Origin of the sequence: Litoreibacter meonggei (assembly GCF_003663885.1) — a bacterium.
In the GTDB taxonomy this organism is placed as follows: domain Bacteria; phylum Pseudomonadota; class Alphaproteobacteria; order Rhodobacterales; family Rhodobacteraceae; genus Litoreibacter; species Litoreibacter meonggei.
Window position 1 is genome coordinate 1 of the sequence record NZ_RCCE01000009.1, and the last position, 13,022, is coordinate 13,022.

At 53.0% G+C, this 13,022-nt stretch carries 12 protein-coding genes and 1 pseudogene; 8 read left to right on the top strand and 5 right to left on the bottom strand.

The window, feature by feature from the left end:
- A pseudogene (locus tag BCF46_RS18730) lies at window positions 1-421 on the top strand (TrbL/VirB6 family protein); the annotation flags it as partial.
- Between the two features lie 56 nt (window positions 422-477).
- On the opposite strand, the gene BCF46_RS18735 reads toward BCF46_RS18730, so the two are convergent.
- The 3 genes from BCF46_RS18735 to BCF46_RS18745 are packed head-to-tail and all read right to left on the bottom strand — an operon-like array spanning window position 478 to window position 5,900.
- Window positions 478-2,616 (bottom strand): type IV secretory system conjugative DNA transfer family protein, encoded by a 2,139-nt coding sequence (locus BCF46_RS18735; protein WP_121028139.1) that lies wholly within the window; start codon window positions 2,614-2,616, stop codon window positions 478-480.
- On the bottom strand, window positions 2,609-5,338 hold the full coding sequence (locus tag BCF46_RS18740) for a relaxase/mobilization nuclease domain-containing protein (RefSeq protein WP_121028141.1): 2,730 nt from the start codon (window positions 5,336-5,338) through the stop codon (window positions 2,609-2,611). Before BCF46_RS18740 ends, BCF46_RS18735 begins: the two co-directional genes overlap by 8 nt.
- Window positions 5,325-5,900: a helix-turn-helix domain-containing protein gene (locus BCF46_RS18745; protein ID WP_121028143.1), complete on the bottom strand. Its 576-nt coding sequence runs from the start codon at window positions 5,898-5,900 to the stop codon at window positions 5,325-5,327. The genes BCF46_RS18740 and BCF46_RS18745 overlap by 14 nt, the downstream gene beginning before the upstream one ends.
- Window positions 5,901-6,545: 645 nt before the next feature.
- Between BCF46_RS18745 and BCF46_RS18750 the strand changes: the two genes are divergently transcribed.
- The 5 genes from BCF46_RS18750 (at window position 6,546) to BCF46_RS18765 (ending at window position 8,990) form a co-directional block, all read left to right on the top strand.
- Window positions 6,546-7,298, top strand: coding sequence for a ParA family protein (locus BCF46_RS18750; protein ID WP_121028145.1), 753 nt, complete (start codon window positions 6,546-6,548; stop codon window positions 7,296-7,298).
- On the top strand, window positions 7,298-7,900 hold the full coding sequence (locus BCF46_RS18755) for a hypothetical protein (protein WP_121028147.1): 603 nt from the start codon (window positions 7,298-7,300) through the stop codon (window positions 7,898-7,900). The genes BCF46_RS18750 and BCF46_RS18755 overlap by 1 nt, the downstream gene beginning before the upstream one ends.
- A gap of 253 nt (window positions 7,901-8,153) precedes the next feature.
- A complete protein-coding gene (locus BCF46_RS19845; protein ID WP_170157987.1) occupies window positions 8,154-8,306 on the top strand; it encodes a hypothetical protein in 153 nt (50 codons plus the stop codon).
- A gap of 4 nt (window positions 8,307-8,310) precedes the next feature.
- Window positions 8,311-8,520 (top strand): hypothetical protein, encoded by a 210-nt coding sequence (locus BCF46_RS18760; protein WP_121028149.1) that lies wholly within the window; start codon window positions 8,311-8,313, stop codon window positions 8,518-8,520.
- A gap of 53 nt (window positions 8,521-8,573) precedes the next feature.
- The gene (locus tag BCF46_RS18765) at window positions 8,574-8,990 is read left to right on the top strand and encodes a hypothetical protein (protein WP_147436023.1); all 417 of its coding nucleotides are present in this window, start codon (window positions 8,574-8,576) and stop codon (window positions 8,988-8,990) included.
- 166 nt (window positions 8,991-9,156) lie between these two features.
- On the opposite strand, the gene BCF46_RS18770 is transcribed toward BCF46_RS18765, so the two are convergent.
- Window positions 9,157-10,065: an ArdC family protein gene (locus tag BCF46_RS18770; protein WP_121028153.1), complete on the bottom strand. Its 909-nt coding sequence runs from the start codon at window positions 10,063-10,065 to the stop codon at window positions 9,157-9,159.
- A 650-nt stretch (window positions 10,066-10,715) separates the two neighbouring features.
- Complete coding sequence (locus BCF46_RS19640; protein ID WP_147436024.1) at window positions 10,716-11,048, bottom strand: hypothetical protein; 333 nt, start codon at window positions 11,046-11,048, stop codon at window positions 10,716-10,718.
- Between the two features lie 271 nt (window positions 11,049-11,319).
- On the opposite strand from BCF46_RS19640, the gene BCF46_RS18775 reads away from it, so the two are divergent.
- Together BCF46_RS18775 and BCF46_RS18780 are read left to right on the top strand one after the other, a co-directional pair.
- Entirely contained in the window at window positions 11,320-11,754 is a 435-nt protein-coding gene (locus BCF46_RS18775) for a LexA family protein (RefSeq protein ID WP_121028155.1), read from the top strand.
- Window positions 11,751-13,022 carry a Y-family DNA polymerase gene (locus tag BCF46_RS18780; RefSeq protein ID WP_121028157.1) on the top strand — a complete coding sequence of 424 codons (1,272 nt, stop codon included), beginning with the start codon at window positions 11,751-11,753 and terminating at the stop codon, window positions 13,020-13,022. Before BCF46_RS18775 ends, BCF46_RS18780 begins: the two co-directional genes overlap by 4 nt.

The window sequence follows — 13,022 nt, forward strand, 5'->3', positions numbered from 1 at the left end:
TGTGGCAGGGGCGCTGATTACTGAACTCGGTGATCCCGCAGGTGCTTCGAATATTGGTGCTTTGATCCCGTTCTTCATGATGATCTTGATGGCAAAGGGTTTCATTATCGCCACTCCATTCATCGTCAGAGCAATTTCAGGCAACATTGTCATGCCCGCTATGACTAGCGGCTTGGGTGGCACCTACGCGTTTGGACGCGCGTTGGGTGGAAGCCAACAAGCATACAACCGTCAATCCGTTGGTAACGCGACTGGTGCCGAAGTTGTTGCACTCAAGGCAAGATCATTGATGGGGGGTAAAAACCCCAACGATACTCCCCGCCAACCTGCAAACGACTCCCAACGCGCGCCCAACCCAACAGGAACCGGCGCACAACAACAACGCCTCAAGGACAGGTCAGATAGACTTGCAGGTAAGTAGAAAAACAAAAGTCCCGCTCAATCGAGCGGGACTTTTCTGTTCGTGTGCCTCGATCACTAAGCGGCGGAAACCGATACACCCCCCTGCCCTTCTCCACCCATTTCGGATTCCATCAGCGATAAGGCATCGTCAGCGTCTTGCATGGCAACCATGTTTTCCTCCGTAGCTTCGACTTGATCGGGGAACTGCAACTTCTGTTGTTCCGCAAGATCAAGCTGGCCTTGTCGATCCTCAAAGTCTTTAGTCGCTTTTGCAATCGTCTTCGCTTTGCGACTTGAAGTCTTGACCTGCGCCCTTTCTGGCAAGTTGTTAGCCAATCCAATAGACGCAGCATCCGTATCCAAGCTGGCCCCAACACTGTCAGTTTCATTGGGACTTTTACCTTCGTTGCTCTCTTCTGGCTCGTCCTGTTGCCCAACCGCGGATCCACCTTCCGGCATTGGCTCTTGCCCTGCAACAGGCCGATCCATTGGGCTTTCAGATGTTGCAACAGGTGCAGCCGGTCCCGCCGCCGCCTGCTCAGACAAAGGCGTTGAAGCAATCTCCTTTTCTGGAAACGGTAAGTCGCCCTTCTGTGCACCGTGGATCGCTTTGAAAAATGGATCATCGAAATACTGGATGCGCTTGGCTCTGATTGGCATTTGAGCATCAACAACAATAATGACTTCATCAAGCGGGAGGCGTCGAGCTTCGTCCTCCGGCAACAATGAAGTTTCTTCAGTACGTTCGGACATGCTGCGCCCTTCAAACGGGTTTTTCCCGATTGAACGCGACCGTGTGACAACCCGCTTCGTTGTTTTACCTACCGCTTTGCTCAATTCCTCGACGGTCTTTTCATCCGATGGGGTCAGATACAATTTCACACCTGCGTTGCCCTGTAACGCGCGTCTGGTGTTTTCGCCGTATATCTCGTCTAAAGCTGGGATCGTCTGCGTAACGATAGCCAAGTGTCCTCGATACGACCGCAACGTCTCAATGCTGTCAGTGACAATAGGCATTTTGCCAAGCCGATTGAACTCATCGAGCATAATCATAACCGGCCACGGTTCATCAGCGCCCGGTTCTTTGTCTTGCATGGATGAGATCAGGTCTGAAAAGAACAAGCGGATCAATGGCGCCAGAGGCTTCACCATGTTGGGCGAAACAACCAGAAAAACAGAAAACGGTTTCTTTCGGATGGTGCGAAAATCGAAGTCTGAAACCTGTGTTGCCTTGTCGATCGCTGGGTTGCTCCACTGATCCAAACCAGACGTCATAAGCAGCGATACGTAGGACGTCAGCGTGTCGTTGTTCGTTGAGGCCAGCCGCTCCATGATCAATTTAGCTGCACGGTTCGTGACTTCATCCCTGCGGTCCATGAACTCTTTTTGCTTGTTACCGCCGCTGGCCGTGATCCTGTAAATCTCGCCCAAAGTGGGATTGCCCCGTTGGAAGGCCAAAAGGCCGGCTGCTACGAACAGATCAATACCGCCCTTCAACAGACCTTGAACGCGGTCGCTATCAGCCTGCAAGAAAAGAGTAGCAAGTAACTGTAGCTCCATCTGTTGACGGTCGGGATCTTCCAATTCCGCGATGCGCAGCAAGGGATTATATCTGTGGCTGCGTCGGTCATGCCAGTCTGTCGGTGCGAAACGGTAAACCTCGTCACCCTGGGCCGCTCGATGCCGCGCAGTTGCTTCAAAGTTTTCGCCTTTAACGTCCAGCACAACGGCTGATCCTTTGAAAGTCAGTAGATTGGGGATTACAAAGCCGGTTGTTTTACCCCGACCCGTTGGGGCGACGATCAAAGCATGTGGAAAAACTTTCGAGCTGATGAGTTTACCGTTGCCCTTCGCCTTCCCCAGCTTGCCAATAATGAAGCCTTGGCCGGGTTTATTGAAAAACCCGTTCTTCTTCATATGCGTCGATGTCTGCCACACAGTCTTACCAAACTTGGTCAAGGCGTTCCCTGACAAGACGGCACTCAATAGCAGACCAGCAAGTCCGAAACCGCCGACAATGAGGTTCACCAAGCGAACATCATCTGGTCGATATTGCTGTAAGCCACGGTAGTTTTGAGCCAACCACATGAAGTCCAAATCGGCATTCATGCCAAAGTCTCGGAACGTCAAAAACGCTGTAGCGATTACGTAGCCGATGGCGAGAAACAGCAGGGTCAGCAGGACGATGCCTGTCGCGATTTTGCCCTTATCCATGAGTCTGACCCTTCTCTGTGTTGGCGTGAACCTGCTTCAACCTTATGGCGTCATATTCCTCGTCGTTGATTTCAGAAATGACCTCGCGTGTGGCTTCGCTATTGGCGGTTGCCTCGTCAGATTGCAGGTAGGCTTTCGCGGCGTACAGACGGTCAAGACGGTTATCAATGACCTCTGAAAGCGCGTCTGCATCACCTTTCTTGAGCGCTTCTAGTTGTTCATCATTCAACTCGCGTTCAACATCGTCACGGAAGGTATGTTCGCCACCAAATTGGTCGAATGGTCCGTCGATCTTTTCGACTTTCTCATGTTCAATAACGCGGCGCATTTCGGCGCTTTCGACTTGATCGGTACGATACGGCCTAACTGCGTTGTCGAACTCACGAAGCCGCTCCAGCTCGAATTTCTGACTGGCTTCGCTATACGCTTCATGGTCTTCATGCTCATGTTCTCGAAACTCGCGCGTATCTTGACGCAAAAGCGCAGAACGCATCATGTCGCCATACTGATCCGCCGTGTCTTTTAGATATTCGTCGGTGCGCTGCCGTTCTTCGAGTGACATTGCTCCATCGTTTCGGTCTTTGGCGAGTGTCGTAAATGCCTCTCCCATTGCCACGCCGTCAATCTTTCCACCTGCTTGATTGCGCTCGAAACCAAGCCGTTCAAATCGTGCGTAGTCGCTCGTCGGGTTTTCGTACTGCTCAATGACACCACGGTCGATTTGCTGGGCGGTAGTTTCATTGTCGTTTCGAACTGCAACAGTATCGCGTTGTCCTTCAACAAAACCGTTCGGCTTGTCCAAATCAGTGCCAAGTTTATCCCATGCCCTTGACGCAAGTTGCGCATGCGCTGATGACTTTGCGGCGAAGGCTTCAAACTGCACCTCTCGGTCTTGCTGCAATTTTGCGTCGTTCTCTGATCCATCCAGAAATTCGCCAGTTTGGGTAAGATCATTCTCCAACGCTTCAAATTCTCGGCGATCCTGACGGCTCATTCCGATCAATTCGGGGTTTTCATCAATGCGCTGCTCGGCCCGATCCGTCATTTCAACGGTGTAGCCTCCAATGACAGAGGCAGGCATACCGGCACGTTCCATAGACTTCATATTTTGTTTGAAGGCGTCCGATACGGCTTCTTCACGCCCAGCCTTCGCAATACCTTCAATCTCGGCCCGCTCGGCCCCAGCTTCGGCCCTAAGTTGGTCGGCAATGTCATTGCGATAGTCTTCGTCTGCTGCATTTTCCATCATGCTTGCAAATTCTTCGTCAGATGGGCGCTCTTGATCATCGCTGTAGACAATCCCATCATCTTTAAGCACTTCGGCCCTCTCAAGTGTCTCACCCAACCGAACATGTGCTGCGTCCAGTTTTTGTGCGGCAACAGCCAAGTCCTCCTGCCGTTCAAGATTCAACCCGTCTTCCTTGGCAATCTTGGATAAATCGTCTGCAATCCAACGCTGCTCAAGTGACGCATTGCTGGCCCCCTGCTCTACCCTCGCAATGATCGCAGATGACGAAATACCGGTTCCACGCAATGCTGTCTCAATCTGTGCCCGTGTTTCCGGTTCTTTCATTGCGCCAACACCCTCTTTGTTGATGTTGGTTTCCGAGTAGACGCCAGTATCAGACGGCGCATCGTTCAACGTCTGTGAACGCACGCCCATGGGCTGCATGTGGGCTACATTCCGGTAAATCTGATCCAACTGCTTTTCGTATAGCGCTTTCATGCTGTCTGGCGCATCGCGCACAAACTGCTCAACCCGCTCTGCCCGGTCTGAAAAGCGGCCACGAAGATCGTCAAAGGATTCTTGGTTCGCCATGTAAATCTCTCCATCTTGTTCAAGTTTGCCGCCTGCCGCGAGTATTTCACCCGCGCGAAACAACGCGTTTGCAATGTCTTCGCGGTTCTCGTCGTTGGCCTCAGCCGCCAATGAACGATATGCTTTCGCTGTGGTCGCAATTTCGGCTAACGCGCGGTCCAGGTCGCGACCGACCCTTTCACGCTGAACCGGCTCACGGTCCTCTTTTTTCGCTTCGTAAATTTCTTTTGTGCGTGGGGCATAAGTTGTGTCGCCACGATCCACGCGCTTGGTAGCTTCAAGCCTCACACCAACCTTTTCAGCTTCCTCAACCATCGCTGTACGGAAGTCGTCGTAGTTAAAGTGGTGGTCCCGCCCCAGATAGAAGAACTCGCCCTCTTGGGACTTGCGGTTAATGACTATGTGGGCGTGTGGATGATCCCGGTCTTCGTGGATCGCGATGATGTAGTCAAAATTGCGCTCGTCATTCGCGAAAAACCGTTCGCTTACCGCTGCGGATATGTCCCGCACATCTTCGCCTGTAGTCCCTTTTGGATAAGACATGAGCAAATGTGTTGTATGACCCATCTTTGGCCGGAAACCTTCACTCCAACGTCCAGAAAAGCGATCAACAACGCTCTTGATTTCATCAGCATTCAACTGCCGTTTACCGTCAAGAACTCCTCGGCCATCTACGATATGAGAGGATTTCGTTGTCAGGTATTCGAGTTGATTGGTCAGCTCTTTCTTTGTCTGGCATCCACCTGACCGGACTGGCTTGAAAACCGCTGATCTGTGGCCCTTGGCTGCGCGGACCATTTGTGGCCGCTTTTGACCAAGGCCCTGCATCGACCCACGGACCTTGCTCCATCCCTCGCGGAAAATCTCACCAGTAACGGCGCTGACTGCATCATTCCTCGCCATCGACCAACTCCTTCATGGCTTCGTTGACCAAAATACTGATCCCGTCAGTTCTGCGGCGGGTCAAAAGATCAACTTGGTCTGCGAAGTCCAACACGAACCCAGCGAGGCTACGCATCTGACCCAAACTTGATGGACCAAATGACGGCCTCATTCCCTTGTTGTTCGCCTCGTTCATCCTTTTTGCGATCTGCGTCACGTTGTTGCCGACGCGATTTAGGGCTGCGCGAAAGGCTTTGAGCTCATCGGCAAGATGTTCGTCAGGCTGAAAAACGCCATTCGCAGCTTGGATCAAACGCCGCATACCGTCAGATCGGCTGGTGATGCCGTGCCGTCCAAGCAACGCCTCAAAGTCGCGCAATTCCTCGGGTGTGACTGTTGTTCCAATCTGAGCGGTTCGTATGCCGCTATCGCGTTTTCGCAACTTTTCGCGGCGGACGGTGTACTGGATTGTTCTCGGCGTAACGCCGAAACGCTTCCCAAGGACCTGAGCCGAAACGCCTTTGCGCGTTTCACGGACGATTTCCAATCGCTCCAAATCAGATAAGCGTCGGCGGCCAGCCATGCGAACATACACTCCCTATTTCCTGCCACCTTCCATACAATCACTTAGACTTCGACACAATTATAAAGTTGCACCGCTATCATAATATTGTCGAAGTCGTTAAAAGTGAATTGTATTCAATTTCAGACCGAACCCTTGGGTGAGGTCGTGTCGAGCCAAAGGCGAGACCGGCCCAGAACCGTAGGTGTCGGCCCAAGCCGAAAATGCGCCGCCTCGCGGCCCATAAGCACTTTAGGCCCCTGCCCTACCAAAATCACCGAGAATGCCTGCTGTGGCCGCGCTCCTGCCCCCTCGCGCCGTATATCAGCACATTGCGCGCCCTCGATTGCACCTCGTCGGCATTATTTGGGCTTTGCGTTCCAACAGCACACGAAACACAGAACAAGCAACACGATACGTAATTATTCTAATTCTCAAGACACAAGCAACAAGGCGCACTCGACACAATACAAGAAACACTGCGCAAGTCACAAGCGACACTCAACCAAAGACACCGAACACGTAACAACACTCAAAATACCCACTACAAGCGACACAATACCCGATACAAAACACCGCACACGATACACGCCACACACGACACAACACCGCACACTAGACAAGGAACACTTGACACAATACCTATGACAAGCGACAACGAACCAAATGCAAAGAACGCCGGACAAGATACAGGGAACAGGATACATGCCAAACGAAAATATGAAGGTGATAGCGATCATGACGCGGAAAGGTGGGGCAGGAAAAACCACCCTGACCCGCGCATTGGTCAGCGCCGCAATGTCACGTGGAAAACGCTGCCTTGTGTTTGACGCCGACCCGCAACAAGCATTGGCACGTTGGGCGAACAAGCTAAAGATCAGTGACCCTTTGTTCTCAATCGAACCTTTAACTGTTGTAAAAGACTTGTCCGAGAAAACGGACGCCGCATATGAAAACGATACTGCCGATTACATCTTCATCGACACAATCGGGGCGGCGGGCGCTTGGGCGGATGATCTGGCCGCTGAAAGTGATGCCGTCGTAGTCCCGATGATGCTCAGTGATGACGATCTTGAAATCACTACCGACACGTTCAACTGGTACGTTGGATTGCGGGAACGAGCCGAAGACCCCGATGCGCTACCATCATTTCATGTTGTGCTGTCAAACGTGCCAGCAAAACAAAGCAAGGCCGAACTAGAAGTCGAACGCCAAGCAGTATCACAATTTCCGGTCATGGAAGATTATTTTATGCAACGGAAACAACACAAGGACGCGTCAGCTGAGGGATTTATCCATCAAATCGCAATAGACCGTCGCAACAGTGAAAAGCCCTTGATGCGTGTCCATGCAAAACACTTTGATGAGGCCCTTGAAGAAGCAACGTCCATCTTGGATGCGCTGACGGAGGCGAGCTAATGCCGCGTAAAAAGAGAACCGCCATCAAAGGCTCAGATCCGGCGTACACATCGGATTTTTCGCAGCCTTTACCGACACACAAGGTTGCAGAGCAAGCAGAACCGATACCTTCACCAAAAGTGCCTTCAACCCAGCCAGTCAAACCGCAAAAATCAGAACCAAAGGCAAAAGCTGAACCTGCATCAAAACCTACCCCCAAGCCTATCGTCAAAGCCGCTCAACCAGCGGCGAAACCAGACGTAGGCGAAAAGCGCGAAATAGCGTTGTCTGCGGCGGTAAAGGTCGAGCAAAACGAAAAGCTGACCGCTTTGGAAGCCAAAGGAATTTCAGCCAAGGACGCCATAACATTGGCAGGCAGACGGGCCGTAGAACAATTTGAACCGAAGGCAGCTTTCGTAGAAAAAACCGACACGGAACGGATGCCAATGCGCCAAGGCTACAAAAGCACAAAACGCATACCAGCTGCGATGCTGGATCAACTCCGCCAAGAGCATGACCCTCTTGGCCTGTCATCTGACGGTGCAATGATGCGCGGTCAGTTTGAACCTCTGTTTTGGTCCTGCCTCGATGCTGTCATTGAAGAACTAAACAGCAAGTATTGATAGAAGGATCGGCAAAGCCGCTCCGCAATATCGTTAAGAGGGGGAAGGAGTTTCGACTTCCTTCCCCCTGAAGCAAAATAGACAGGGCCGTGTCCTCGCTACGCTGCGGGCCGCACCAACCCTGTCGATTTGGCTTCACCCCCATCCTCTCAAGCTCCGCGCATACTCAGGGAAAGCAGTCGCTTGCCCTTCCTCAATGGTTTTCAGATCAGGCCGGGAAAGTGCTGTTCTCAATCAATGCAAAGGGAAAACCATGGCACGCAAAAAGAGACTTCATGCAGAACCTATCAAACGAATCTTAGACCGGAAAACGCGGGTGGTTGTAGGCTGGCTCTACAGATGGAACACTGGCGCTGAGGTGCCAATGTGGAAAGACGGCAAACGAACCGACGTGATCTATGAGTAATGGAATGTTGCGTCTCAAAGCAGAGGACGCGGTGCATAATCTTGGCACCGTTTACTCTGATGATGAGGCGACGTTGAGGGCGTTCGGATCGGCCTACATGAATGATCCAAAAACAATCGGATCACTGACACTTTTTCGCTCAACTGGCGATGTGATTGCCACCTATGATGTGTGGACAAATGAGTGGAAAGAGGCCGGTGCGATCAACGCATGATCTTGGGTTTGCAAACTGAAAGTGTTAGACTGTCTGCGCTAAGGAGGCAGTTTATGCGTATCATCACACCCCTAGTTTTTAGTGCTACACTCGCGGTAGTTCCGTTTTCAGTTTCAGCTTGGGAACATGAAATGGAGCGGGGTGTGGACCTCTACCAAACAGCTGATCCTGTCATGGTGCTTTCCCTCGTTTGTGACCCCAATTCAGTTTACGGCACAACCGTCAGCGCTGTGATGGTCGGTGTTGGCTCTGACTTGGAAATGAACGCGGTTGCGACTTTCCGTTTTCCCGATCTCATAACAATCCAAGCAACGCTTGATTATGGTCGCATCTCAAAATCCACAAACGAAGGTGGCGCGTGGGAACCACTGTTGGCGGGATTTAGGTCGCATAACACCGTAGAAATTTCCGTTGATGATGTGTCGCATACCGTCAGCCTCGGTGATCCGATGCCGTTTAGCTGCACCTGATCTGGCCCAAAGGGCCAGGGCGCGAAGCGCACGGCGGGGCAGGGGGCGGGCGCAGCTCGTCCACTGCCGCGTCACCAATACCCCAGAGCAAAAAACCCCCACCTAATCAGGCAGGGGCACTAGACATAGAAAATTCTTTGGCTGAATTGCGGGGTAGGGGGATTCCTTACGCTGCCGCCTGCTCTTGGGATTTTGTGACCTCGGCGGCGTCCATGATAAAATCTACTGCCTTCTGCGCTTCTGACGCTGCTTTGAAAATCAAACCTTTGTCGTTTTTCAGGGCTTCAAGCCATCCCTCAACATAGGCCGCGCTTTGGTCAAAATCTGGCTCGATCCCAAGTTTCACGCCAAGGATGCAAGCGCCGATTTCGGCCACCAGTTCTTCAAACGCATAGGCTTTGCGGTCGTTGAATTTGCCAAGACGGTCCAACCGCTTCGTGCTGCCTGTCCAGTGGGTCAATTCATGGCCTAAAACTCCAAAATATCGAGCAGCATCAAAGAAGGTGGCTATCGGCGGCATGTGAATCTGATCTGTTGACGGGCGATAATATGCGCGGGGTTCGCAGCTGGTCACAATATCGGCTCCGGTACTGGCGAAAAACGCTTCAAGTTCTGGGTCTGTTTCAGTTCCAAGATCGCGGGGCGGATCGGGCAAAACGTAAAACTCGGCTGGCAAGCCTTCGATCTGGTCGGCGTTAAAAACGTTGTTGCATTTTGCAAACGGGATGCGGGTTTTGCCTTCGCCTGTTTCGGCTGCGCTTTCGGTCTGGTCGCCTTCCTTCTCGAACGTGCCATAAAAGACAGAACGGGCGCATTTTGATCCCTTTTTGACGCTACCACCAAGGTCAACCGCCTGTTTGAAAGTCATCCACCTCTCTGATGAAAAATCGCTCATGTGTGCCGATGCCCAAAGCATCAAGATGTTAACGCCGCGATATGGTTCGCCGTTATGACGCAAGGGCAGGGCAGCGCTACCTGCGCCACCTGTCCACGGCTTACGCCAAGGTGGGGTGCCTGCTTCAATCTGCGCGATGATTGTGTCTGTGACGTGCTGGTGAATATCAATCTTAGCCATGATCTGAATTTCCTTTGTGGTGGCACATTTGAGGCTTCGCGCCCCTTAATTGTGCGGGTTTTTGACCAAAGCCCTAAAAGGGCGTCGGCTCTAAAACTTGCCACGTGGCGAACGCGGTGGGGGGCGAGACAAGATAAACTGATAGGGTTGGTGCGGCCCGCAGCGTAGCGAGGACACGGCCCTGTCTGTTTGTCTTGTCCGAGGGGGGAGGCCGCGCCTCCACCCTGACGCAACGCAGTGGCGTTCGGCTTGCCCGAACCCCAAGTAGCCAATGAAAACTTAGGGCCAAAGGCTCGTAGGGCAGGGGGTTATCCAGTGCCGGTTAGGGCGGCTATGACCGCCTGAATCCCAAACCCCAGCATTCCCGTAAACGAAGACACCACACATCGAAGTGTCGGGATTGTGGGTAACGCGGCCTGCACAAGGCGAAGCGAACGACCGTCACCCGCAGGGCAGATCGCCGAGGCCCAGGGCGGGCATGAGACAAAGGAAACGGGGCGGCTCGGAGAGACGGCCCGACGACTATTGGAACAGCTCGCATCGGGACGCGGTGTTCTGGTGGAAGCCACTTGCGGCTGGAACTAGGGCGCGGTGCCCTGCCCATAGGGCGGGGCATGGGCCATCAAGATCAATCCTGAGTCTGCTTTACTTTAGGAATCCATTGGAAGGCTGACGAAATCACCTTCAATCATTGGAAAGGTGACTTTGGTGAAACCACAATCTTTCAAGAACGAAACGATGCCCGTCACCGTCTTGAACTCGCGGACGGAAATTTGTCCTACAAGCCGTGAACGGGCAGTCACCAGCATTTGTGAAGACCCGTCTGGATGATGAGCCTCCATCGTCCAAAGCCCGTACCAAACTGACGCCTTACGTGTTGGCGACTGACAACATTTGATCATCAGAGTCGAACCTGTTTCAAGGCGCTGTTTTAATGCGACTTCCGTTAACACGTTGGGCGTCGTGATTGATGTTTCGCGCATAATGCAATCCAATACAAAACAGACAGTAATATGTTATTGTATCAAGTCTCATCCCATCGACAAGATGCAAAGGGGGCTGTCTGCCCCCGCGCCGATGGCGCTCCCCCGAGGATTTTTGGGGGAAGATGAATGGGAAAGATCAAATGATTGACCGAAAATCCTATGTGATCAACGCAATCAAGCTGCAACGTCAAGTGTAAGCAACCTTGACAGGCTGGTGCAATTCAGCGGAAAGAAGAAAAGAACAATACAAGAACATAGGGGATGTTGGATGCCTGTTTTTCCGGTGGAAACACCTGTCGTTGCAAATGGTATGCCCCTTCGTATGGTCACAACACCAGCGAGTGCAGGATTTCCATCCCCTGCGGGGGATGATTTGGAAGACGAAATAGACCCCATTTCATGGGTCGTTCGGCACCCTTCATCGACGTTTTGGTGGCGTGTCGAAGGTGATTGCCTTTGGGACGCTGGAATCCGTGACGGTGATCTGATCGCCGTTGATCGCGCTGGAAAGCGCAGGATCGGACGGGCGGTCCTTGCCGTTGTGGAAGGGGCAGTGACTGCCAAAATCCTGCGTAAACGGGATGGGCAATATTTTCTGGCCCCGGCAAATGGCCGCGAAAAATTCCCTGATATTGAGCTGACCGAGGATAGCGAGATTTGGGGTGTCATTGCAGGTGTGGTGCGGCGGTATGATCTGGAATGAAGCGTCCTATCGCAATTTCCGATAGCGCCAATTTCTACGTCTCTGCCGAAAGGATCTTTGACCCGGCGTTGAAAAACGTGCCGGTGATCGTCTTGTCTAACAATGACGGGTGTGCCGTCGCTCGATCCGATGAAGCGAAGGCGCTAGGGATCAAGATGGGCGAGCCGCTGCATCTGTTGCGCGACAAGATCAAAGCGCATGGCGTGAAGGTCTTTAGCTCGAACTATACGCTCTATGGCGACATTAGCCGTCGCGTGGTCGAGGTTTACGAAGACTTCACGCCCAATGTGGAAATTTACTCAATAGATGAATGTTTCTTGGACTTTGGCGGGTTCAAGGATCGCACCGAACATGCCCGCGCAATGCGGCGCGAGGTATTGAAGCGCATCGGCGTGCCAGTGCGCGTCGGGATCGCGCCGACAAAGACGTTGGCGAAGTGCGCAAATGACATTGCAAAGAAGAATCCGATATTCGCTGGGGTTCTGGATATGATGGACGACACATTGGCCGATTGGCTTCTGCCAATGGTGCCTGTTGGCGACATTTGGGGGATTGGGCGCAAAACTGACGCGAAACTGCGTCAGCTTGGTATCCGAACAGCGTCAGACCTTCGCGCCATGCCGTTAAGGCAGGCGCGGGCGGTCGGGACAGTGGTGTTGGAGCGCACGGTTCTGGAACTGCAAGGCGAGCCTTGTCTTGCTTTCGATGATGTAGAACCGCAGCGCAAAGGTATGGCTGTCACCCGCTCGGCGGGTCAGCCTATGACGGATTTCGACACGGTGTTTCAGGCGGTGTCGGCGCATGTGACCCGCGCAGCGGAAAAACTGCGCCAGCATGGGCTCGTCGCGGGAGCGCTGACCGTATTTTTCCATACCAACCGGCATCGCAAGGACCGGCCTCAATACGCGGGCAGTCGGTCCACGCGGATCATGCCAATGTCCTGCGATACATTCGAGTTGGTGCGAGCGGCGCGGCGGTGTGCAGACGCCGCCTGGCCGAAAGGGAAGACGGCGAAATACGGGTTCACCAAAGCAGGTGTCATGCTCGATGATCTACTGCCCATCGAGGACCGCCCGCGAACACTCTTTGATGCCCCACGCAGCAAAAACGGTGACGCGATGCGGGCGCTCGATCTGATCAATGATCGGTTTGGGAAAAAGACCATGGTGTTGGCGAGTGAGGGCATGAAGCGGCCTTGGCAGCTCAGGGCGGATCATCGCAGCCCGCGCTACACAACGCGGCTGTCAGACCTACCGATTGTCCGGTGA

Excerpts from the sequence above, each read along its gene's own strand:
- BCF46_RS18735 (WP_121028139.1), bottom strand. The coding sequence starts at position 2,616 with ATGGATAAGGGCAAAATCGCGACAGGCATCGTCCTGCTGACCCTGCTG.
- BCF46_RS19845 (WP_170157987.1), top strand. The coding sequence starts at position 8,154 with ATGGCACGCAAAAAGAGACTTCATGCAGAACCTATCAAACGAATCTTA.
- BCF46_RS18770 (WP_121028153.1), bottom strand. The coding sequence starts at position 10,065 with ATGGCTAAGATTGATATTCACCAGCACGTCACAGACACAATCATCGCG.
- BCF46_RS18780 (WP_121028157.1), top strand. The coding sequence starts at position 11,751 with ATGAAGCGTCCTATCGCAATTTCCGATAGCGCCAATTTCTACGTCTCT.
- BCF46_RS18740 (WP_121028141.1), bottom strand. The coding sequence starts at position 5,338 with ATGGCGAGGAATGATGCAGTCAGCGCCGTTACTGGTGAGATTTTCCGC.
- BCF46_RS18750 (WP_121028145.1), top strand. The coding sequence starts at position 6,546 with ATGCAAAGAACGCCGGACAAGATACAGGGAACAGGATACATGCCAAAC.
- BCF46_RS18765 (WP_147436023.1), top strand. The coding sequence starts at position 8,574 with ATGCGTATCATCACACCCCTAGTTTTTAGTGCTACACTCGCGGTAGTT.
- BCF46_RS18760 (WP_121028149.1), top strand. The coding sequence starts at position 8,311 with ATGTTGCGTCTCAAAGCAGAGGACGCGGTGCATAATCTTGGCACCGTT.
- BCF46_RS19640 (WP_147436024.1), bottom strand. The coding sequence starts at position 11,048 with ATGCGCGAAACATCAATCACGACGCCCAACGTGTTAACGGAAGTCGCA.
- BCF46_RS18775 (WP_121028155.1), top strand. The coding sequence starts at position 11,320 with ATGCCTGTTTTTCCGGTGGAAACACCTGTCGTTGCAAATGGTATGCCC.
- BCF46_RS18745 (WP_121028143.1), bottom strand. The coding sequence starts at position 5,900 with ATGGCTGGCCGCCGACGCTTATCTGATTTGGAGCGATTGGAAATCGTC.
- BCF46_RS18755 (WP_121028147.1), top strand. The coding sequence starts at position 7,298 with ATGCCGCGTAAAAAGAGAACCGCCATCAAAGGCTCAGATCCGGCGTAC.